Origin of the sequence: Cohnella hashimotonis (assembly GCF_030014955.1) — a bacterium.
Taxonomy (GTDB): Bacteria; Bacillota; Bacilli; order Paenibacillales; family Paenibacillaceae; genus Cohnella; species Cohnella hashimotonis.
The window spans coordinates 8,483,598-8,504,221 of sequence record NZ_JAGRPV010000001.1 but is presented as its reverse complement, the minus strand read 5'-3'; the positions used below and the strand labels follow the sequence as shown (position 1 = coordinate 8,504,221).

The window sequence follows — 20,624 nt, the reverse complement described above, 5'->3', positions numbered from 1 at the left end:
AGCGAAGATTCGGAGGCGGAAGGATTGTATTTTTTTTAAAAACGCTTTATTTTTATTAAATATCCGCGCCATTACTTCGCGAGAGAAGCGACGCGATTGGGAGATGACACCGATGCACCGGCCGCTTCGCACCCGACTGAACAGCATCAAGTTCAAGCTGTCCGCCGCGATTCTCCTCCTGTTCGTCACGTTTATGTCCGTAACCGTATACATGTGGTACGCCAACTCGACGGCCGATGCCGAGCGGCAGGCGGGACAGGCCGCGGCGGCTATGATCAACGTTTCGAGCGACAATCTGGAGACGTCGCTGCGCGACATCGACAAGATCGTCGCGCTGCTCTCCGTCGACACCGGCGAATACATGAACGATCTCGTGCGCAAGTATATCGAGCAGTACGACACGATGGACAAGGTGGAACTGATCCATATCGAGCGGGAAATTCAGGACTATCTGGTCAACGTATCGATGTTCAAGCATTATTTGACCGGCGTCACCCTCTCCGATCTGGAGGGGCACACCATCGAGTACGGCGTGACGACCCCGTTCGACGCGCTGCGTTCTCAGCCTTCGTTCGGCGAACTGACAGGCATGGAGAACGAAGCGCTGCTGCTGCCTCCCCACTTGAATCCGCGTCTTGGCAGCAGCGCGGACCCGCAGAAGGGCAAGGTTATTACGATCGCGCGGCCGATCCGCAGCGGCGGGCGGGCGATCGGCTTCGTCGCCGCGGACGTCGACTACGAGATCGTCGAGGACCTTTTCGCCACCAACATCCGCAATGCCGGCCGTATGCTCATCTTTAATACGCGAACGGGTCAGCCCGTGCTCGAACAGCCGGACCTCGGCCTGGCTCCCTCCGATCTTGAACGCCTCGTCTCGCGCCCGGATGCCGACGGGGGCAGCTTCTACGCCCGCCTGTCGACGGGAAATACGTTCGCGGTGTATCGCACCTCCGCCTTCACCAAATGGACGACGATGGTGCTGATTCCCAAGGCCAGTCTGCTCGCGGACTCCTCCTCTACGCGCGACAAGATGCTGAACGTCTCGCTGCTGTTTTCCGCCGTCGCCGTCCTGCTCATCCTGTCCATGTCCTCGCTCCTCACCCGCAATCTGCTGCGGCTGGGTCGGGCGCTGAAGGAGGTCGCCAAAAACAACCTCGACGTCGCGATCGAGACCAAGTCGCAGGATGAGATCGGCCAGCTGTACCATCAGTTCAATTCCATGACCCGCCGCATGAGCGACCTCGTCGCCGAAGTTCGCTCGACCGAGCGCGAGCGCAGCCGGGCGGAGATCCGGGCGCTGCAGGCGCAGATCAATCCGCATTTCCTGCACAATACGCTGAATACGATCAAGTTCCTGTCGATCCTGCAGGGTGCCGACAACATCAAGCTGGTCGCCGAGTCGCTGTCCGGTCTGATGCACGCGCAGATGGACGGGCGGCCGTTCGTCAGCGTCGACGAGGAGATGGATTGCCTGCGCAGCTACTTCAGCATTCAAAAGTTCCGGTACAGCGACAAATTCGCGGTTCATTTCAGTCTGGAGGAGGGCGTCGGCAAGCTGATGATTCCGAAGATGCTGCTTCAGCCGATCGCGGAGAACGCGCTGCTGCACGGCATCGCGCCGCTGAAGACGCAGGGGGCTATCCAGATCAAGCTGTTCACGAGCGACGCGCAGCTCAAGGTTCGCGTGCAGGACAACGGCGTCGGCATGAGTCCGGCGCAGCTCAAAGCGCTCGAAGCGCCTGAAGCCTCGGCCCGGGGCGCCGATCATATCGGACTTGCCAACGTCCGGTCCCGGATTCGCACCTTGTTCGGGGAACCGTACGGCTTAAGCATCTGGAGCGAGGCGCAGCGGTTTACGGCGGTGGAGATGTCCTTTCCAATGCTGAGCGAGGAAGAGGCGATGCGTTATGTATAAAGCGCTGCTGGTCGACGATGAATTGCTCGTGCGGACGAATCTGAAGCTGATGTCGGACTGGCGGGCGCAAGGCTTCTCGCTGTGCGGCGAAGCGGCGAACGGCGCCGAAGCGCTGGCGTTGGTCGAACGGGAGCGGCCGGAGCTGGTCGTCTCCGATCTGCGCATGCCCGTCATGGACGGCCTACAGCTCTCGGCCGAGCTTGCCGGCCGCTATCCGGGCACCAAAATGATCGTGCTCAGCAACTACGACGACTTCGAATACGTGAAGGGCACCCTGCAGAACGGCGCTGTCGACTACCTGCTCAAGCACCGGCTGAACGCGGCGTCGTTATCCGCGGCGCTCGCACGGGTCAAGGCGCTGCTCGATGACCGGCCGCAGCGAACGGGCGGCGACCGCACGGACGCGAACCAGCGGCTGGAGCTGCGAACCCGGTTCATCACCCAATTAATCGCCGGGTTTCATTACAGCCCGGAGGAGATCGGACACCATATCCGGACGCTGGACTTGAAGCTGGATACCAGACAGCTCATTCCTGTCCTTCTGTCGATCGACGATTACCGATCCCGGCAGTCCCGCTCGACGCTCAAAGCGGCTGAGTTGGAGCGCTTCTCCATTCTCAACATTGTCGAAGAGGTCGCGGGCGAGCTCGGCAACGGCGCGGTCGGCCACATCGGCGGCGACCGGTTCGTCATCCTGTTCTCGTTCCCCAACGTACGAAGCGAGAATGCACTGGCACTTGCCGTCGGCGAAGCGGTATCCCGCATCGCGAGCTGTCTGCGGACCTTCCTGAATCTGTCCGCCAGCTTCAGCATCGGGCCGACCTGCTCGGCGCCTGCGCATATCCCGCAAAGCTATAAGCAGGCGGAGAAGCAAATGCAGGATCGTTTTCATCTGGGGAAAAACGTCGTGCTGCGGCGTGCATCCATCGTGCAAGAAACCGAGGCGTTGGCCGGGCTGGAGATCGGGACGGAGAAAGACATGCTCGCCTGTCTGAAAACGCGGGACGCCGCCGGCCTGCTGTCGATTCTGGATGGCCTGTTCGCGCGAATCAAGACGGCGGCGCTCAGCATGGCCGGCTCCCAGCTGCTGTTCAACGACCTGCTCAGCCTGCTGCACCGCGCCATCCGCGAGCATGGCCTGGAGCTGGGGGCGCTCTATGCGGACGCGGTTCCGCCTCACGAGCGTCTTGCCGCCTTCGAGACGCTGGAGGAGGTCAAGGCGTGGTTCCGTTCGCTGTTCGAACGGTACTTCGAGTTGCTGCAGGCCGACGAAAGAGGAGACTACTCGGCGTATACTGCGGAGGCGATCCGTTATATCCGCAGCCATCTCGCGGACAGCATCTCGCTCACCGAAGTAGCGGAGCGGATCGGCATCAGCGGCGCATACTTAAGCACGTTATTTAAAAACGAAGTCAAGATCGGCTTCGCCGAGTACTTGTCCGACGCCCGCCTCGAGCGGGCCAAGGCGTATTTGGAGGACGGGCGCGAGGATATGAAGGACATCGCCGCCTTATGCGGCTTCAATAGCGCCAGCTATTTTTTCAAGACGTTCAAAAAGAAAACCGGCATAACGCCCTCTGAATTCGCCCGCGGCCGCAGCTCGACTTGACCTGCGTGGCGTTAACCGCAGTTCAATTTCAGGTTGCGCGGACGTACGGAATTTGCGAATAAATCCATTCCCGTTGTACAGCCTATTGTTACTAAAAGACCGCCGAGAGGAAGCGAACGGATGAACATCGAAAATCGACTCCCCTCCGACGTGCACGGCGTGCGGACGCTGATTGCGAACGTCGTATTGATCGGCGAGCCGGGCGGACGGGAATGGACGCTGATCGACGCCGGCGTCGCCGGCTGCGCGGACGTCATCGTCGAAGCGGCTGCCGCCAGATTTGGAGATGCGCCGCCTGGAGCGATCGTGCTGACGCACGGCCACTTCGACCACGTCGGCTCGCTCCGACCGCTGCTTGCGCGCTGGCGCGTGCCCGTGTATGCGCATGAGTTGGAGCTGCCGTACTTGACCGGACAAGCCGACTACCCGGAAGCGGATCCCGACGTCGGGGGCGGGCTCATGGCGCGAATCTCCCCGTTGTATCCGCACAAAGGCATCGACATCTCGGGCGAGGTACGTCCGCTGCCCGAGGATGGTACGGTCCCGACATTGCCGGATTGGCGCTGGGTGCATACGCCCGGTCACACAGAGGGGCATATCTCGCTCTTCCGCGAGCGCGACCGGACAGTGGTGGCCGGCGATGCCTTTATCACCGTGAAGCAAACGTCCGCGTTCGCGGTGCTCTTGCAGGAAGAGGAGATACACGGTCCTCCGCCGTACTTCACTTTTGACTGGCGCCATGCCGCCGAGTCCGTCCGTAAGCTGGAAGCGTTAAAGCCGGCTGCCGCGATCACCGGCCACGGCAAGCCGATGGCGGGCGAGGCGTTGACGGAGGGGCTGGGGGAGCTCGCGCGTTCGTTCGAGGAGCTGGCCGTTCCGCGTCACTGAGCGGACGCGTCACTGAGCGGAAAAGTAATCGCCGACACCGACCTGTTTTGAGCTATTACGGAGGCGGGTGAGGCGCTCGCCGCTGGCATTGCAGAATAGCGCAATTTTGAGCTACAGCGGGGCTTATGCGTGGCGGCGGGAGAGGTGCTGACCGCGGGCGTTGCAGAATAGCGCAATTTTGAGCTGCAACGGGGCTTATGCGTGGCGGCGGGTGAGGTGCTGACCGCGGGCGTTGCAGAATAGCGCAATTTTGAGCTACAACGGAGCTTATACGAGGTGGCTAGTGATGCGCTGGCCGCGGCCGTTGCATAATAACGCAATTTTGAGCTACAGCGGGGCATATGCGAGGCTGCGGGCGAGGCGCTGACCGCGGGCGTTGTAGGACGGCGGTTGAGGTCCTGACCGCAAGCATTGCAGGGCGACGGGTGAGGCGCTGACCTTGATAAACCGCGGGATAGCGCATTTTTGAGCTCCCGCAAACCGGACATTTCTTTCCCGCGGCCCGCCAAGCTACCGCTCCACCGCTAATTTACCCGCGCCATGCCGGGCTTCTTCCGTCCGGCCGCCCCTTGCGGAGCGCGGACATCAATTGCATAAACGCAGGACCGGCTGACGCAGCCGGTCCTTTTCAATTTATGTCCGTATTCCGCTGATCGCCGCGCGCCTACACTGGAGGCAGATCCAGATTAGGTCCGCCAGCGGACGGAAACGAGGTGCTTCGGATCATGGAGAAGGCGTTAGCCGCATTGCCGGTCCGAAAGGAAAAAGGCTATTGGTCCCGGCTCGGCGCGCGCATCGTCAAACATCGGGCGATGTATGTGCTCGCGCTGCCGGGCGTGCTGTTTTTTATTTTGTTCAAGCTCACCCCGCTGTGGGGTCTGCTGCTCGCATTTAAGGACTACAATCCCTACTCGGGCTTCGCGGGCAGCGAGTGGGTGGGCTTCAAGCATTTTGCCGACCTGTTCGCCGACAGCAACTTCTACATCATGCTGCGCAACACGTTCGCCATCAACGTCTTCGGGCTCGTTTTCATGTTCCCGCTGCCCATCCTGCTCGCCCTTATGCTGAACGAAGTGCGGCACGGCGCCTTCAAGCGCTTCAACCAATCCATCGTCTACCTGCCGCATTTCCTGTCCTGGGTCGTCGTGGCGAGCATGACCTTTTTCGTCTTGTCCACCGACGTCGGCATCGTCAACAAGCTGATCGGCGAAGCCGGACACGAGCCCATCAGCTTCCTTTCCGAATCGAAGTACTTCTGGGGCCTCATCACGGCGCAGACGATGTGGAAGGAAGCCGGCTGGGGCACGATCATCTTCCTCGCCGCGATGGCGGGCGTCGACCCGCAGCGGTACGAAGCGGCGGTCGTGGACGGCGCGAGCCGGTTTCGCCAGATCTGGCATATCACGTTGCCCGCGATCCGCCCCACGATCCTCATTCTGCTCATTCTGCGCCTCGGCCAGATGGCGGACGTCGGCTTCGAGCAAATGCTGCTTATGATGAACCCGCTGGTTATGCAGGTAGCCGAGGTGTTCGACACTTACGCCTACACGCAGGGCATCCTGCGCGGACAGATCAGCACGGGCGTGACGGTCGGTATGTTCAAGGGTGTCGTCGGTTTCGTTCTCGTGATGGCATCCAACTATATCGTCAAAAAATCCGGCCAGGAAGGCATCTACTAAGGCCAGAAAGGGGCATTTCGCATGAGCTTCGTATCCCGCAAAAAAATGACGGCGTTCGACTGGATCAACTACGCGCTGCTCGCCCTCATTTCCCTCGTATGCGTATTTCCGTTCCTATACGTGTTCAGTGTCTCTTTTACGGACCCTGACGTGTACGTGCCGCTACGTTTCTATCTGTTCCCGGAAAAATGGTCGCTGGCCGCCTATTCCTACATTTTATCGACGGACAGCTTCCTCAATGCGTTGAAAAGCACCGTCTTCATCACCGCCGTCGGCACGATTCTGAATCTGATCGTCACCTTCTCCCTCGCCTATGTGCTGACCAAGAAGGATGTGCCAGGACGCGGCCCGATGATGGGCTTCGTCATCTTCACGCTCGTCTTCAGCGCGGGTATCGTGCCTAATTACCTGCTGGTGCAAAACCTCGGGCTGCTAAACTCTTACTGGTCGCTCATCTGGCCGGTCCTGACCAACGCTTGGAGCCTCATCATCATCAAGAGCTTCCTGGAGTCGCTGCCCTCGGAGCTGGAGGACGCCGCCCGCATCGACGGCTGCTCGGACATCGGCGTTTTCCTGCGCGTCGTCCTGCCCTTGTCCATGCCGGCGGTCGCGGCGTTCACGCTGTTCTTCGCCGTGTCCCACTGGAATACGTACTTCAACGCGCTTATCTATCTGTCCGACGCCAAGAAGTGGACGCTGCAGGTGCTGGTCAAGACACTCGTCATCGACTCGGACAACGCCGGCATGGCCGGCGCGGGAGGGGACGAGCGCTCGGTCCCTCAGGAGACGATCCGCATGGCCTCCATCATGCTGGCGATGGCGCCGATCCTGCTCGTTTACCCGTTCCTGCAAAAGCACTTCGCGAAGGGCGTCATGCTCGGCTCGGTGAAGGGATAAATTTCATGAATGCTGGAGGTCGATCTCTTTTGGAAAACAACGAACGCGGCTGGTGGCACAAACCCCAACGCATCATTCAGACGAATCTGCAGGTGAAGGACACGCATTTGATCGAGCCCCGCCGCCTGGCGCGCCAGATGAAAGAGCTCGGCGCGACCGCCCTCGTATTTAATGTCGGCGGCATCTATGCCTGGTACCCTTCCGAGGTCGAGGGCCATCATGTCAACGAATATTTGCCGCAGGATTTCGATCTGCTGAAGGGCGTCGTAGACGCCTGCCATGACGAGGGCATCCGCTTCATCGCCCGGCTCGACTTCAGCAAGACGGACGATATCGTCTATCTGAAACGGCCGGGGTGGTTCGTGCGAAAGCAGGACGGACAGCCGGAGATCATCGGCGCGCATCGCCCCGGCGCATGGTCGCTTCTCATGAGCACGTGCTTGAATGCGGGCTATCGCAACGAAGACGTCGCCGTCCCGGTGTTGGACGAGGTGTTGTCGCGCTACGACGTGGACGCCGTCTTTTTCAACGCGCCGCATTTCCTCCCGTGCTGGTGCGGCATCTGCAAACGCAAGTACGAGCGGCTGTATGGCGTCCCGCTGCCGGTGGACCAGGCCGAATTCGCGGCGGATTGGCCGTCGGCGTGCATCCGGGACAACATGGACAAGATGTATCGCTTCATCAAGGCCAAGCGGCCGGAAGTTCAGATGATCCTGTACTACAACCTGTACAAGGACAATCTGTACCATCGGCTGGAGACGACGGATCTCTTGTGCACGGAGCCGCAGGATGTGCTGTCCGAGGGCCACCGCCGGATTCCGGAGTTCTGGAAGCCTGCGCTCAGCATCAAGCTCGGCCGCTCCGCGCCCGGCGTCCCCGCGCCGCTCGGCATCGTACACTCCAGTCCGGGGATGGAGTGGCGTCACACCGGCCTGCCGCCCGCGGAATACCGTTTCTGGCTGTCGCAGATCCCTGCGCACGGGGGCAGCATCTGGCATTCGCTCACCGGCATCCCGGAGACGATCGGCGACAAGCGGATCCTGGAGACGGTCGCGGCGCTCAACCATGACGTCGCCAAAGTGGAGCCGTACATGGACGGCGCCGGGACGCTGGCGCAGGTCGCGCTGCTGTGGACGGCGAACGCAGCCGCCGAAGGCTGGGCGGACGGCCTGATCAACCGCCAGGTCCCGTTCGACGTACTGCTCGAGGAGCAGGCGACGCCGGAGCGTCTCGCGCGCTACAAGGCGCTGATCGCGCCGGAGGGGCTGGCGCTGACCGAAGGCATGGCCGCCACGCTGGCCGGCTATGCCGCCGCGGGCGGGCATGTCATCACTGAGGGCGATGCCGCCGACAAGCCCGAATGGCGGGACCTGCTCGGCGTCCGCGACCAGGGCGCCGCCGGAGAATTGCTGTCGGCCGCCTACCTGCGGTTCGAGGGCGCGGACAATCCGCTCCAGGCCGGGCTCGCGGACACGGAGCTGATCGCGCTGCGGGGCGCCGTCTACTATGCGCAGCCAACGGCGGAGACCGCGGTGCTGGCGACGCTCGTCCCGCCGTTCGCCCCGCTCGAGTGCGTGGGCGCGCCGCCCGAACGGGCTTCGCTGCCCGTGATCCGCACCGACCTGCCGCTGGCGCTGCATCGCCGGAGCGGTCTCGGCGGCTTCCTGTACTTCCCGTTCTCGCTCAGCGGCATGCTCAACGAATTCAAGCTCGGCGAGCATTACCAGCTGCTCGCCAACGCGATCGACCTGGCCCTGGGCGAGGATAAGCTCGTCGAAGTCACGAACTATCAGGGGCTGCAGATCACGTTGTTCGAACGGGACGACTACGTATTGGTCCACCTGGTCAACGGCGCCGGCAGAAGGCCGCTCGCCACCAACCTCCCGCTGCACGATATTGCGCTGAAGCTGCGGCTCCCGGGCCGGCGCGTCACGGGCGTGCAACGCCTCATCGCGGAGGATGCGCTGCCGCATAGCGAGGTAGATGGCGCGGCTTTCATCGACATTCCGAAGCTGGAGGTGTGGGAGTGCCTGCTCGTCCGGACGGGGGCAAGCGATTTAGCTTAGGCAGCGCGATGGTTATTTGCGAAGTTGCACGGTTTTTCCAGGCAACTCACTCCCAAGCGAAGGTGGATTGCGAAATTGCATGGTTTTTCCGGGTGACTCGCTCCTAAGCAAAGGTTAGTTGCCGAGTTGCACGGTTTTTCCAGGCAACTCACTCCCAAGCGAAGGTGGATTGCGGAATTGCGCGGTCTTTCCGGGTATCTCAGCTCTCGAGCAGAGGGTAGTGCGGAGTTGCACGGTCTTTCCCGGCAACTCGTCCCCTACGGCAAAGAAGCCCGCCCTCTTCGGGCAGGCTTCTCTCGTCCGCGCTCAGCGCAGCGACATCCTGTACTGCTTCGGCGACATCGACAGATGCCGCTGGAACGCCCGGTTCAGGTTGCGCTCGGAATAGCCGATGAGCTCAGCGATCTCCGCCACGCTGTGATTCGTCTCCTCCAGCAGCTTTTTCGCGCGGTCGACCTTGTACTTCATCAGGTACTCGATAAACGTCATGCCCGCCTCCTGCTTGAACAGCCGGCTCAGGTACGAAGGGCTCATGCTCACATATTCGGCGCATTCGATCAGCGAAGGCATGCCCTGATGCGTCTCGATATAGGCGCACACCCGCTGCACGGCGATCCGCGTCGCGTTCGCCCGGCTCTCCTCCGTGATCTGCCGGTGCATCGGAAACAGAAACTCCACGAACCACTCCTGCACCTCGCGATACGTCTGCCTCGCCTTGAGCTGCTCGAACAGATTGTCCCCGAGATTGTCCAGCACGCCGTAGCCCATCTCCTCAAGCGACTGAATGATCGACGACAGCAGAATGTGGTAGCAGTGCATCGCCGTATTGTACGATTCGGATTGCCGGATGCGCTCGTAAAAACGTCCCAGGGACGCCTCCGCCAGACTGAGCTCCCCTTGAAGCAGATGCTCCGTAATCTCCAGCTCCAGCTCCTTCGGATAGTTAAACGTCGCCAGCTTGCCCGAAGGGGCCGGCAGCGCGTCGTAGCGGAAGATCCGGCGATGCTCGTCGAAAAGGCGCTGCTGGAGCGCGGCTTCGGCCTCACGGTACGACTCAGCCAGCAGATGAAGGCCTTGGCGCACGCCGCCGATGCCGACCGATACCGTAAACGACAGATGCGTCTTCAGCGCTTCGCATACGCTGCCGGCATAGGCGTCCAGCATACAAGCGGCCTCCTCCTCGCGAACGGGCGCTTCCCAGCGAAGCACGGCGACGGCCTCCTTGTCTTCCTTGCCCACCACATAGCCGCTCGAGAAGGGACCGCCTTGCAGCAACTCTTGCATGACGTTTTTCACCGCAAAAACGATAACCGGTCCCTCGCTGGGCAAAAACCGCTTCTCCTTGAACAAATTCTCGGGCCGCACGACCAGCACCGCGAACCCTCCCGCCGCGGGCATCCCGTACGCCTGCGCCTCCGCCTCGACCTTCTGCGGCCTTAGCGGCGCGGACGCCGTCAGCAGCTTGAGCACGAAGCGGTCTCGCAAATCCGGCTGGATCCGCTCGATATACGCTCGCAGCGACTCAGCCTGGTCGTTCAGGTAGGCGAGACTGGAACGGATATAGCCAATCTCGTTGCTCCCTCCCGCCGTGCCCTGACCGTGCCGCAGCTGCCGGCCGTACAAGATGAGCTTGTCGATCGGACTATAGGCGAACTTGGACGAAGCGACGGTCAGCACGATGCCGAAGATCAAAATGACGAGCACCGAGCCCAAGACGAACAGCCGCATCCAGTTCAGCTGGCCCGCGATCGCGCTTTCCGGCAGCATTGAGATATAAGTCCGCCCCAGCGCCGTCTTGTACGTCGCCGTCAGCACCTTCCCGCCGTCCGCTTCCCCCATGACGAACTGTCCCTCGCCGCCGCTGCCGGACAGGACGCTCCGGAACAGCTCGATCGTGTCGGCTCGCTTGCCCAGAAGAGACGCGTCCGAGGAGTGCAGCAGGATCGTGCCGTCCGCATCCACAACGGCATAAGACTCTTCGCCCGCAGGCACGCCCGACTGGAACAGCTGCCGGCCGAGATCCGCCGCCTTCAGCTCGTAGATCAACGCGCCCATCGGCTGCCCCGTCCGCATGACCGGAAGCTGGCGAACGTACGAGATATAGCCGTTGCTCGCGTACGCCGGCAGGTAGGTCCAGCCCTCGCTGCGCGTCCCCTTCAGGACCGCCGCTATATTAACGCGCTCGGGCGAGTCAGCGAGCGTCGATTTCCCATAGGCGTTGGACAACACCGTATCCGATGCGCTGGCGTAGAAGACGATATCCTGCACGAGGCTGCTCGCGTTTTTTTGCACGGTCATCAGGTCTAGCATGCTCAATTGAATCACGTATTGTTCGGCGAAGCCCGGCCTGCCCAGCCAGGAACGGATCGTGGCGTTCGCGGCAAGCTGCATCGACTGGTATTCGATGTCCGTCATCAAGTTCTCCGTTCGCTCCTGAAGCAGCGTCAGGGAGGTGCGGCTGTCCGCCTGGAACTGCTCCTCGATCTTGTTCACGGAGTACCGGTAATAAGCGAGGCCCAGGATCAGGATCGGAACCGTCACGGAGACGCATCCCAGCCAGACGAGCCTTCTGAAATAATTCGATCGCGGAAACGCCCGGTAGGCGGCTTGTCGGACTTTGTTCAGCAGCGGCTTCATGGGGACCTCCCTCGGAACGGCGGTTGGGGCGCGACAGACAAGGAAGGCAACCGGCTCCCGGCCGGTCGCCTTCCGCTTTTCTGTGAGTCTTGTTTTGCCGCGTTTACGGGTTCATCGCTTTAAAGTTCTCGGCGAATTCCTTATACGCCTTTTTGGCTTCCGGCAGATTGTTGATCTTGTCGACGAACTGCTTGTACTGGTCCATCGTGATCTGTCCGACGATCGCCTGCGTCACCGTGGACTTCCATTCGTTCTGATATTTCGCCCAGACGTCGTTCCAGGTGTCGGAGATCAGGTAGGCGAACGGGTCGATGCTCCCGATCTCGCCAAAGTTCTGCACCTCTGCGATCTTGGCGTCGTTGTACGCCTTGTCGCCCGACGCGCTGATGACCTTGCCCCACTTCTGGGTGGCCAGGACGCCCGCGTTTTTACTGGTCGTGTTGACTTCCTTCACGCCCTGCTCCGTCAGCACCTTCTGGCCGCCCTCGACCGTATGGTGCACGCCTTCGATGCCGTAGTAGGCGAGATCGCTCATCTCCGTCGAAGCCGTCTTCTCGAAGTAGTCGAGCAGCTTCCATACCTTTTCCTCAGGCACCTTTTTGGAAATAAGGAAGCTGCCGGTGCCGCCGAGCGTCAGATTGACCGCGTACGCTTTGGGCCCCTTGAGCGTCAGGTTGAGAATCTTCGCGTCGGGCTGGCCGTTTTTCTTGATCAGGTCCTCCCATTCCTTGTCCCACCAGATGCTGCGGGTATAGGAGGCGGCGCGGCCGGTCGTGAACAGGTCCTGGGCCTGCGTGCGCTTCATGACGGAAAACTCCTTGGACAGCGCGCCCATCTCGTACATTTTGCGGAAGTAAGCGATGGCGTCCGTGTAACCCGGATTCAGGTTCGTGTAAATGAGCCCGCCCTCGTCGTTGTAAGTCGGCTCCATCGCCCCGAACGCCGAGGCGAAGGATGCGTCGCCGTCGCTGATGATGACGCCGCCGCCGATCAGGCCGAGCGTGTCTGCGCGCCCGTTGCCGTCCGGATCGCCCTTCGTTATCTTGACCAGTGCGTCCGCATACTCGTCCAGCGTCGTCGGCACCGGAATATTCAGCTTGTCCAGCCAATCCTTGCGGATTTTGATGCCCGGGTCGATCTGCGAGCGGGAGCCGGGCAGCGAATAAATCTTGCCGTCGATCGTCCGGTACTTATAAGCGTTCTCCGGCACGTTGTTCTTCAGGTTCGGGTACTTGCTGAAGTCTCCGAGGAACGGCGTCAGATCCCAGAACGCGCCGCCCTTGATTGCGTTGATCAGCGTCGGCCGCTTGAAGTCCGGCGCCGCCAGCACCTCCGGCAGCTGCGCCGAGGCCAGCAGCAGGTCCAGCTTCGTGTCGAGATCGCCCGACGGCACCCACTCGACGTTCAGCTTGGTGTTCGTCTGCTTCTGCCACTCCGTCCAGAAGGCGTCGTTCATGTCTGGCACTTCATTGTACAGTCCGGCGAACATCTGGATAGAGAGCGGCTCGCCGCTATCCCCCGTCTTGTCCGCTCCCTGGGAGCTCGCCTGCGTCGCGCCATTTGCGCCATTGTCTGCCGGAGTCGCGCTATTGTTGCCGTTTCCCCCGCATGCCGCAGTACCTGTAATCGCTGTCAAAAGTACGGTTGCCAGCCATGCATTTTTTATCGTCGGCTTCATCCTGTCATGTCCTCCCCGGATTGAAATGCTCGGCGCAGGCTCGCTGCCGCCTTGGCCTGTCGCTGCAAACCCATCGTACGACCGCCGCCCAAGGCATGGTAGGGACATTACTTGAATCGGGCCGGGAGAAAGAAATGTCCGCCGAAAACCCAGGCAGGGCAAGGCTTGCGAGCGACGGCTGCAGCGTGCGGGTAAGAAAAGTCCGGTCCCGCGGCAGGCGATCAGACAGTCTCGCGGCCGCTCATGCGGGTGACGAATTCCTTGGGCGAGCACCGGTTGAAGCGCTTGAACAGCTTGTAAAACTGGGCGATGCTCGGCACCCCGGCTTGAAGCGCGGCCTCCGCGATGCTGATGTCCCGCGTCAGCAGCAGCCGCTCCGCGGCCTTGATCCGCTTGCGGTTGACATAATCGACGAACGAGCAGCCCATCGCCGAACGGAAGTAGCGAATAAAGTAGTGATAGCTGAAATTAAGCAGCCGGCTGACCTCTTCGACGGTAATCCGCTCCTGCAGATGCCGGTCGACGTAGTCCAGCGCCGGCCTCAGGCGCAGCAGATCCGGCTCCGCCGCGGCAGGAAGCAAGCCTTCGTCGCCGTTCCGGACGAACAGCCAGAGCAGCCGCTGGATCGCGGAGCCCAGCGCCAGTTCGTAGCCGCGCTCGCGTCCCCGATACTCCTCGTACATATGCGAGATCAAGTCATGGATCTCTCGCCGGACTTCGTGCTTTTCGCGGAACAGGCCGTTCAGCCGTTCGAGCGGCGCGGCGCCGTCCGCGAAGCCATACGCGTAGGGCAGCGCGGCGCTCTCCATATGCCGGCCAAGGTCGACCTGCAGCACGACGAAGCGGACCGGCGCAGCGCCCGCGCGATGCGTGCGGTGCAGCTGGGAGGCGCCGAACAGCGCGACGTCCCCCGGTGCAAGGCGCATGTAGCCTTCTTGCGTCTGCATCCCCATCTCGCCTTCGACCATCGCGAGCAGCTCGACCTCTTTATGATGATGCCAGGGCCCGTAGGCCTCCTGCGCGGGTGCCGGCGGGTTCATGCCGACCTCCCATATTTTCATGTACAGGAGCGGGTGGCCGTAGACCACGGCCTCCTCGCGGACCGGTTCGCGGAGATCGTCCGTCAATGTTGTCATCGCTTACACCTCGCTTGGCGCGCAGGAGTTTTTGGAGCCCTCAGTATAGCACATATGTCATTTTTGGAGAATAATCGGTCAGCTTTGAAACTATTCTTGCCTGAGCGGCGAAGCCTATAATGTGGGGGTCACGGCTGAACGAAAATGAGGAGGTTGGCGGTATGAAGGACGAATTGCGCGTGTTAATCTGGAACGAATTCCGTCACGAGAAAAATAACGAGAAGGTGAAGGCCGTCTACCCGGACGGCATCCACCGCGCAATCGGAGAAGGACTCGGGCACGATCTGGCGATCGGATACGCGACGCTCGACGAAGAAGAGCACGGCCTCTCCGAGCAGCGGCTGGAGGATACGGACGTTCTGGTCTGGTGGGGGCACAAAGCCCATCGCGAGGTGTCCGACGAGATCGTCGAACGCGTGCATAAGCGCGTCCTCGCCGGCATGGGGCTCATCGTGCTTCATTCCGGCCACTTCTCCAAAATTTTCAAGAAGCTGATGGGCACGACCTGCAACCTCAAGTGGCGGGAAGCCGACGAGAAGGAGCGGCTGTGGGTCGTGTCGCCGGGCCATCCGATCGCCGAAGGCATCGGCGAATATATCGAGCTGGAGCAGGAAGAGATGTACGGAGAAAGCTTCGAGATCCCGGCACCCGACGAGCTCGTGTTCGTCAGCTGGTTCGAGGGGGGCGAGGTGTTCCGCAGCGGCTGCACCTATACCCGCGGTCAGGGCAAGATTTTTTATTTCCGCCCCGGGCACGAGACTTATCCGACCTATTACAACGAAGAGATCCGCAAGGTCATCCGCAACGCCGTGCACTGGGCCGCGCCGACGGGACGTCCCGCCCCGCTGTTCGGCAACCGCAAGCCGCTCGAGCCGCTGAAGTCGCGGCAGGAGGCGTAACGGCATGACCGAGATCAAGACCGACTTGCAAAATGCGACCGATACGACGGGCACCGCCGACACGACGAAAACGACAGGCAAAGCCGAGGCGACCGCTATGACCGATACGACCGACAAAGCGGCCCGCAAATTCCGCCTCGTTCAAGTCGGCTGCGGCAATATGGCCCGGCGCTGGGTCAAGTATGCGACAGGCCGGCCGGACATCGAGCTCGCCGCGCTCGTCGACATCCATCTGCCCGCAGCCGAAGCGCTGGCCCGGGAATTCGGTCTCGACTGCCCCTGCTATACCGACCTCGGGACGGCGATCCGCGAGACCGGCGCCGACCTCGTGTTCGACGTCACCATCCCGCAAGTCCACAAAACCGTCGTGACGACTGCCGTTGAGCTCGGCTGCGACGTCATTGGCGAGAAGCCGATGGCCGTGACGATGGCGGACGCCTACGAGATCGAAGACATCGTGCGGCGGCACGGACGCCACTACGCCGTCATGCAGAACCGCCGCTTCGCCCGCCAGATCCGGGAGGCGCGCGGACTGATCGCGCAGGGGTCGATCGGCAAGCCGGCGCATGCGACGGCGAACTTCTTCCTCGGCCCGCATTTCGGCGGCTTCCGGGAGACGATGGACCATCCGCTGCTGTTGGACATGGCGATCCATACGTTCGATCAGGCCCGCTATTTGCTGCAGTCCGATCCCGTGTCGGTATACTGCCATGAGTTCAACCCGTCCCATTCCTGGTATGCGGGCAACGCTTCGGCCGTCTGCATTTTCGAGATGAGCGACGGCTCGGTGTTTACTTATAACGGCTCCTGGTGCGCAGAAGGCGAGCCTACCTCCTGGCAGGGCGACTGGCGCGTCGTCGGCTCCGAAGGCACATTGATCTGGGACGGTACGAACGATTCGTACTGCAGCATAGCAGAAGGCGAGTTGAGGCCGGGCGCCCGCATGCATGCGTACAGGCAGGTCGAGTCTTCCGCGCCCTGGACCGGGCAAGAGGGGCACGACGGCTGCTTCGACGAGATGCTGGCCGCGCTTGCCGAGGACCGGCCGGCCGAGACGGACTGCTCGGACAATCTGAAAAGCATGGCGATGGTATTCGCCGCGATCGAGAGCGCGCGCAGCGGGGAAAAGGTACGCATCGGTCCCGGACAGGCGTATGATAGAGGTTAGCATCTCATATCAGCTGTCCATTTGGGAGGAGAACCTGCAATGCGCTTCGTAATTGCCCCGGATTCATACAAAGGCAGCCTGTCCTCGCGCGAGGTCGGCGCTATTATGGCGGCGGCGATCCGCCGTGAAATTCCGCAAGCCGAGATCGACGTCTTTCCGATGGCGGACGGCGGCGAGGGTACCGTCGAGGCGCTTGTCGGCGCCTGCGGCGGCCGCAGCGAGGAAATCGTCGTGCACGGCCCGCTGGAGCCGGGCGCCGCGGCGCTCATCGGCCTGATCGAGCAAGACGGCGAGCCGGTCTACGTCATCGAAACGGCGAACATATGCGGCCTGCCGATGATTCCCGCGGACCGCCGCGATCCGTACGCAGCGACTTCGCGCGGGCTGGGCGAAGCGATCGCGCACGCGCTGGACCGCGGCGCCCGGCGCCTGATCGTCGGACTCGGCGGCAGCGCCGTGAACGACGGCGGCATCGGCATGCTAACGGCGCTCGGCGTGCGTTTCGCGGATCGGGACGGCCGCCTGCTTGAAGGCAAAGGCGGCGATCTGCTCCGCATTGCCGCGGTCGACTGGAGCGGCCTGGATCCGCGGCTCGCGGCGTGCGAGATCACGGCGGCCAGCGACGTGACGAGTCCGCTGACGGGACCGGCGGGCGCGTCGCTCGTGTTCGGACCGCAGAAGGGCGCGTCGCCGGCGCAAGCGGCGGAGCTTGACGCGGCCATGGCCGCCTATGCGGCGCTGCTGGAGCTGCCGGGCGAGCCGAGCGTGGGCGCAAACCGGGCGGTCGAGGCAAGCTCGGCGGTCGAGGATGGCGAAATCAGGCTTAGCGGAGCCGAGTCGGATAAAGCCGGCGCGAATGGGCAGCGTCTGTCGGAGCGGCCCGGCGCAGGCGCCGCGGGCGGGCTCGGCTTCGCGCTGCTGCGGCTCGGCGCCCGGATTGAATCCGGCGCCGAGGTGGCGGCGCGAGCGACCGGGCTGAAGAAGCGAATCGCGGGCGCCCATTGGGTGCTGACCGGCGAGGGGCGCACCGACGCGCAGACGCTGAGCGGTAAGCTGCCATTCCGCGTCGCGGAATGGGCGGCGGCCGAAGGCGTCCCCGCCATCCTCGTGTCCGGCGGTCTGGGCCCGGATATCGAACCGCTCTACGAGACGTTCGCCGCCGTCTTCCCGATCGTCGGCCGGCCGTCGACGCTGGACGAATGCCTGGCGGAGGCCGAGGACAACTTGGCCCGTACCGCGCGCAATGTCGCAAGGCTGATCAAGACGAAAACATAACGCCGAGGAGCGTGATCGACTTGAAAAAAATCGGATTCATCGGATTGGGGAACATGGGCTTGCCGATGGCGGAAAACCTCATCAAGGCAGGCTACGAAGTTTACGGCTTGAATCGCAGCAAGCCGGCCGAGGAACGCCTGGCCGCGTCGGGCGGTCGAACCGGCTTAGACCGCGCGCAGCTGGCGGCGGAGATGGACCTGATCGTCACCTGCCTGCCGATGCCCGCCGACGTAGAAGAGGTCTACCTCGGAACCGACGGGCTCATCGCGCTAGGCAGGGAAGGCTTGATCCTGGCCGACTGCAGCACGGTCGGCCCTGCCTTGTCGCGCAAGATCGGCGCCGCCGCGGCCGAGCGCAGCATCCGATTTCTCGACGCGCCGGTCAGCGGCGGAACGACCGGCGCCGCCGCGGGCACGCTCAGCATCATGGTCGGCGGCGACGAAGAGACATTTCGCGTTGCGCAGCAGGTGCTGGCTGCGATGGGCAAGCAGATCGACCGCGTCGGTCCCGTCGGCAGCGGCTCCGTCGTCAAGCTGGTCAATCAGCTCATGGTCGGCATTCACACGCAGGCCGTCAGCGAAGCGCTGGCGCTGGGCAGAAAAGCGGGCCTGGACGAGGAGCAGCTGGTGAACGTGCTCCTGGCCAGCTTCGCCAGCAGCCGCATCCTCGACAGGCATTACAACAACCATATCGGACCCGGGCGCTTCGAAGCCGGCTTCGCCATCAAGCTGCTCGCCAAAGATCTGACGCTCGCCGCCGAGCTCGCCGCGCAGTCCGGCGTCGGCCTGTCCGCGGGACGCCGGGTTAAAGGCCTGCTCGACGGCGCCGTGCGCGACGGCTTCGCCGAGCAGGACATGGCGGCGATGCTGAATTACCAGCTCCGGCGCGACGAACCAGGGGAGCCGATCAAGCACTTCGCCGTCTTCCTGCCGATGAAGGATCCCGAGCTCAGCGTGAAGCATCGCGAGGAGCACCTGCAATTTCTGGCGGAGCGCCGTGCCGAAGGCAAGCTTCATGCCAACGGCCGGTTCGTCGACGGCGCCGGCGGCCTCGTCATCTACAAGGCGCGTTCCCTGGAGGAAGCCGAAGCCTGGGTGAAGCAGGATCCGTATGTCGTCCTGGGCGCCCGGGGCTACGAGATCCACGAGTGGGATATCGTGCTGGCGGAAGAGGCTTAGTGCCCTTCGTCAAGCTATGAGTTCCCCTTTTTGGCGGTTCGAGCATTTCCGCCTGGGAGGGGACTCTTCCTTTTTAGCTTCGCGGTCGTCGCTTTCCGCCGGTGAAAAGGTATACTTGGGGCTATCGTGCAAAAGACGAGCTCCCGTGCACTTTCGCGCGATAGCTCGCAAAAAACGCCATACCAGCCTTGGATGATACACTTTTGCAGGATAGCGCTAATCCAGCCATTCGACGGACAAACCTTCGATCCTCACGTCCCCATGACCGCCTGCGAGCTTGACCGTATTGACCGCCCACGGATCCAGTCTCACGGTGAGCGAAGTATGCCCGCCATCCGCCTGCAGCGCGTTCAATAACGAGCAGTCCGCGCCATTGACGACAAGCCGCAGCTTCGCCAGTCGCTCGCCAGTCGTGTAGCGCACGGCGAGAGCGGCCCGGCCGCCGCGGCCGCCGTCGACCTCTCGGAACTCGCAGGAAGACGAAGTCCCCTTCATCCCCACGACGGTGAAGGTTCCCCGCTCCGTGGCGACGATCGCCGCATCCCCGCCCGTCTCGCAGCCGTCGACCGGGTAAAAGGTTCGCTCATTTCCCCCGGCGGAATCGGCTTGTACGGCACGAACCCCTTCTTCCGTCTGCCGCACCGTGCGAATGGCGCCGTTCTCGTCAAAGTGCAGCTCGTCGATGCATACGCTGCGCAAGTTGCCGTGGCCGGAGATCGCCTGATTGTGGTAAAACAGATACCATTGTCCTTTGTACTCGGCAACCGATCCGTGCGTCGTCGAGCAGCCTGTCGGCTCCAGGAAGATGCCCCGGTAGGTCCACGGACCGAGCGGATGATCGCTCGTGGCGTAACGCATCCGGTTGTTGTCGTGCAGATTGTCCGCGTAGGTTAAATAGTAGACGCCTTCGCGTTTGAACGTCCATGCCGCCTCGTGAAAATCTTCCAGGCCGACCATGTCGACCATCTCGCCCTTAATAGACATCATGTCGTCGTTAAGCTCGCCGCCATGGCAGACGCCGCCCCCGCCGTAGTACATGTATGCGCGCCCGTCATCGTCCTGGAAGACGCACGGATCGATCATCGCGAACCCGCCGAGTCCTTCGATATAGCCGCGGTCGACGAATCCTTCGGCAGGCTTGTCGCTCGTGGCGACGCCGATTTTCCACGTAGCGTTCCAGTCGGAGCCGCTCGGATGCGGATAATAGAAGTAGTAGGTGCCGTTCCGAAAGGCGCAGTCGGGCGCCCACATGAAGCCGCCTTCGGGTCTTCCCCACGTCACGTCGTCCGACCGCAATATCTCCCCTTCGTCCACCCAGTTCACCATATCGTCCGACGAGAAGACGTGGTAGCGGTCCATCAGATCGCAGCCCCTCGGCGGGTCCATGTCGTGCGAGGCGTAAATATAGATTCTGCCGTCTTCCCATACGTGGGCCGATGGGTCGGCCGTAAATATCGAGGTAATAATCGGATTTTTACCGTTCATGCTACACTCTCCTTCACCGCTTGACGCGCGCGTTTCTCCCTCATTTTAAAGCACGCGTCCGGACGCTCCCATGAGGCGATCGAAAACGAAGGCCGCCGATCTTGTCTTCTTTGC

At 62.2% G+C, this 20,624-nt stretch carries 14 protein-coding genes; 10 read left to right on the top strand and 4 right to left on the bottom strand.

Annotated features, from left to right (window positions below):
• Window positions 1-112 precede the first annotated feature (112 nt).
• The 6 genes from KB449_RS33965 to KB449_RS33940 all read left to right on the top strand — a co-directional run bounded on the left by KB449_RS33965 (window position 113) and on the right by KB449_RS33940 (window position 9,054).
• The gene (locus tag KB449_RS33965; RefSeq protein WP_282912585.1) at window positions 113-1,915 is read left to right on the top strand and encodes a cache domain-containing sensor histidine kinase; all 1,803 of its coding nucleotides are present in this window, start codon (window positions 113-115) and stop codon (window positions 1,913-1,915) included.
• Window positions 1,908-3,524 carry a helix-turn-helix domain-containing protein gene (locus tag KB449_RS33960; RefSeq protein ID WP_282912584.1) on the top strand — a complete coding sequence of 539 codons (1,617 nt, stop codon included), beginning with the start codon at window positions 1,908-1,910 and terminating at the stop codon, window positions 3,522-3,524. The genes KB449_RS33965 and KB449_RS33960 overlap by 8 nt, the downstream gene beginning before the upstream one ends.
• A gap of 120 nt (window positions 3,525-3,644) precedes the next feature.
• Window positions 3,645-4,412 (top strand): MBL fold metallo-hydrolase, encoded by a 768-nt coding sequence (locus KB449_RS33955; protein WP_282912583.1) that lies wholly within the window; start codon window positions 3,645-3,647, stop codon window positions 4,410-4,412.
• A 725-nt stretch (window positions 4,413-5,137) separates the two neighbouring features.
• Entirely contained in the window at window positions 5,138-6,091 is a 954-nt protein-coding gene (locus tag KB449_RS33950) for an ABC transporter permease (protein WP_282912582.1), read from the top strand.
• A 21-nt stretch (window positions 6,092-6,112) separates the two neighbouring features.
• Window positions 6,113-6,988: a carbohydrate ABC transporter permease gene (locus KB449_RS33945; protein ID WP_282912581.1), complete on the top strand. Its 876-nt coding sequence runs from the start codon at window positions 6,113-6,115 to the stop codon at window positions 6,986-6,988.
• A 29-nt stretch (window positions 6,989-7,017) separates the two neighbouring features.
• Entirely contained in the window at window positions 7,018-9,054 is a 2,037-nt protein-coding gene (locus KB449_RS33940; RefSeq protein ID WP_282912580.1) for an alpha-amylase family protein, read from the top strand.
• 306 nt (window positions 9,055-9,360) lie between these two features.
• On the opposite strand, the gene KB449_RS33935 is transcribed toward KB449_RS33940, so the two are convergent.
• From KB449_RS33935 to KB449_RS33925, 3 genes are all read right to left on the bottom strand, one after another.
• Window positions 9,361-11,691 carry a helix-turn-helix domain-containing protein gene (locus tag KB449_RS33935; protein ID WP_282912579.1) on the bottom strand — a complete coding sequence of 777 codons (2,331 nt, stop codon included), beginning with the start codon at window positions 11,689-11,691 and terminating at the stop codon, window positions 9,361-9,363.
• 103 nt (window positions 11,692-11,794) lie between these two features.
• Entirely contained in the window at window positions 11,795-13,369 is a 1,575-nt protein-coding gene (locus KB449_RS33930) for a type 2 periplasmic-binding domain-containing protein (RefSeq protein ID WP_282912578.1), read from the bottom strand.
• A gap of 221 nt (window positions 13,370-13,590) precedes the next feature.
• The gene (locus KB449_RS33925; protein ID WP_282912577.1) at window positions 13,591-14,505 is read right to left on the bottom strand and encodes an AraC family transcriptional regulator; all 915 of its coding nucleotides are present in this window, start codon (window positions 14,503-14,505) and stop codon (window positions 13,591-13,593) included.
• Between the two features lie 161 nt (window positions 14,506-14,666).
• Here KB449_RS33925 and KB449_RS33920 point away from each other — a divergent pair, with 161 nt between their 5' ends.
• From KB449_RS33920 to KB449_RS33905, 4 genes are read left to right on the top strand one after another with little or no spacing between them, the layout of a single operon-like run.
• Complete coding sequence (locus KB449_RS33920; RefSeq protein WP_282912576.1) at window positions 14,667-15,404, top strand: ThuA domain-containing protein; 738 nt, start codon at window positions 14,667-14,669, stop codon at window positions 15,402-15,404.
• A gap of 4 nt (window positions 15,405-15,408) precedes the next feature.
• Window positions 15,409-16,572, top strand: a complete 1,164-nt coding sequence (locus tag KB449_RS33915; RefSeq protein WP_350356262.1) for a Gfo/Idh/MocA family protein — start codon at window positions 15,409-15,411, stop codon at window positions 16,570-16,572.
• Window positions 16,573-16,611: 39 nt separating this feature from the next.
• On the top strand, window positions 16,612-17,847 hold the full coding sequence (locus KB449_RS33910) for a glycerate kinase (protein ID WP_282912575.1): 1,236 nt from the start codon (window positions 16,612-16,614) through the stop codon (window positions 17,845-17,847).
• Window positions 17,772-19,025: an NAD(P)-binding domain-containing protein gene (locus tag KB449_RS33905; protein ID WP_282912574.1), complete on the top strand. Its 1,254-nt coding sequence runs from the start codon at window positions 17,772-17,774 to the stop codon at window positions 19,023-19,025. Before KB449_RS33910 ends, KB449_RS33905 begins: the two co-directional genes overlap by 76 nt.
• Window positions 19,026-19,241: 216 nt before the next feature.
• Here the strand turns inward: KB449_RS33905 and KB449_RS33900 are convergent, their stop codons facing one another.
• Window positions 19,242-20,510 carry a family 43 glycosylhydrolase gene (locus KB449_RS33900; RefSeq protein ID WP_282912573.1) on the bottom strand — a complete coding sequence of 423 codons (1,269 nt, stop codon included), beginning with the start codon at window positions 20,508-20,510 and terminating at the stop codon, window positions 19,242-19,244.
• Between the last annotated feature and the right edge of the window lie 114 nt (window positions 20,511-20,624).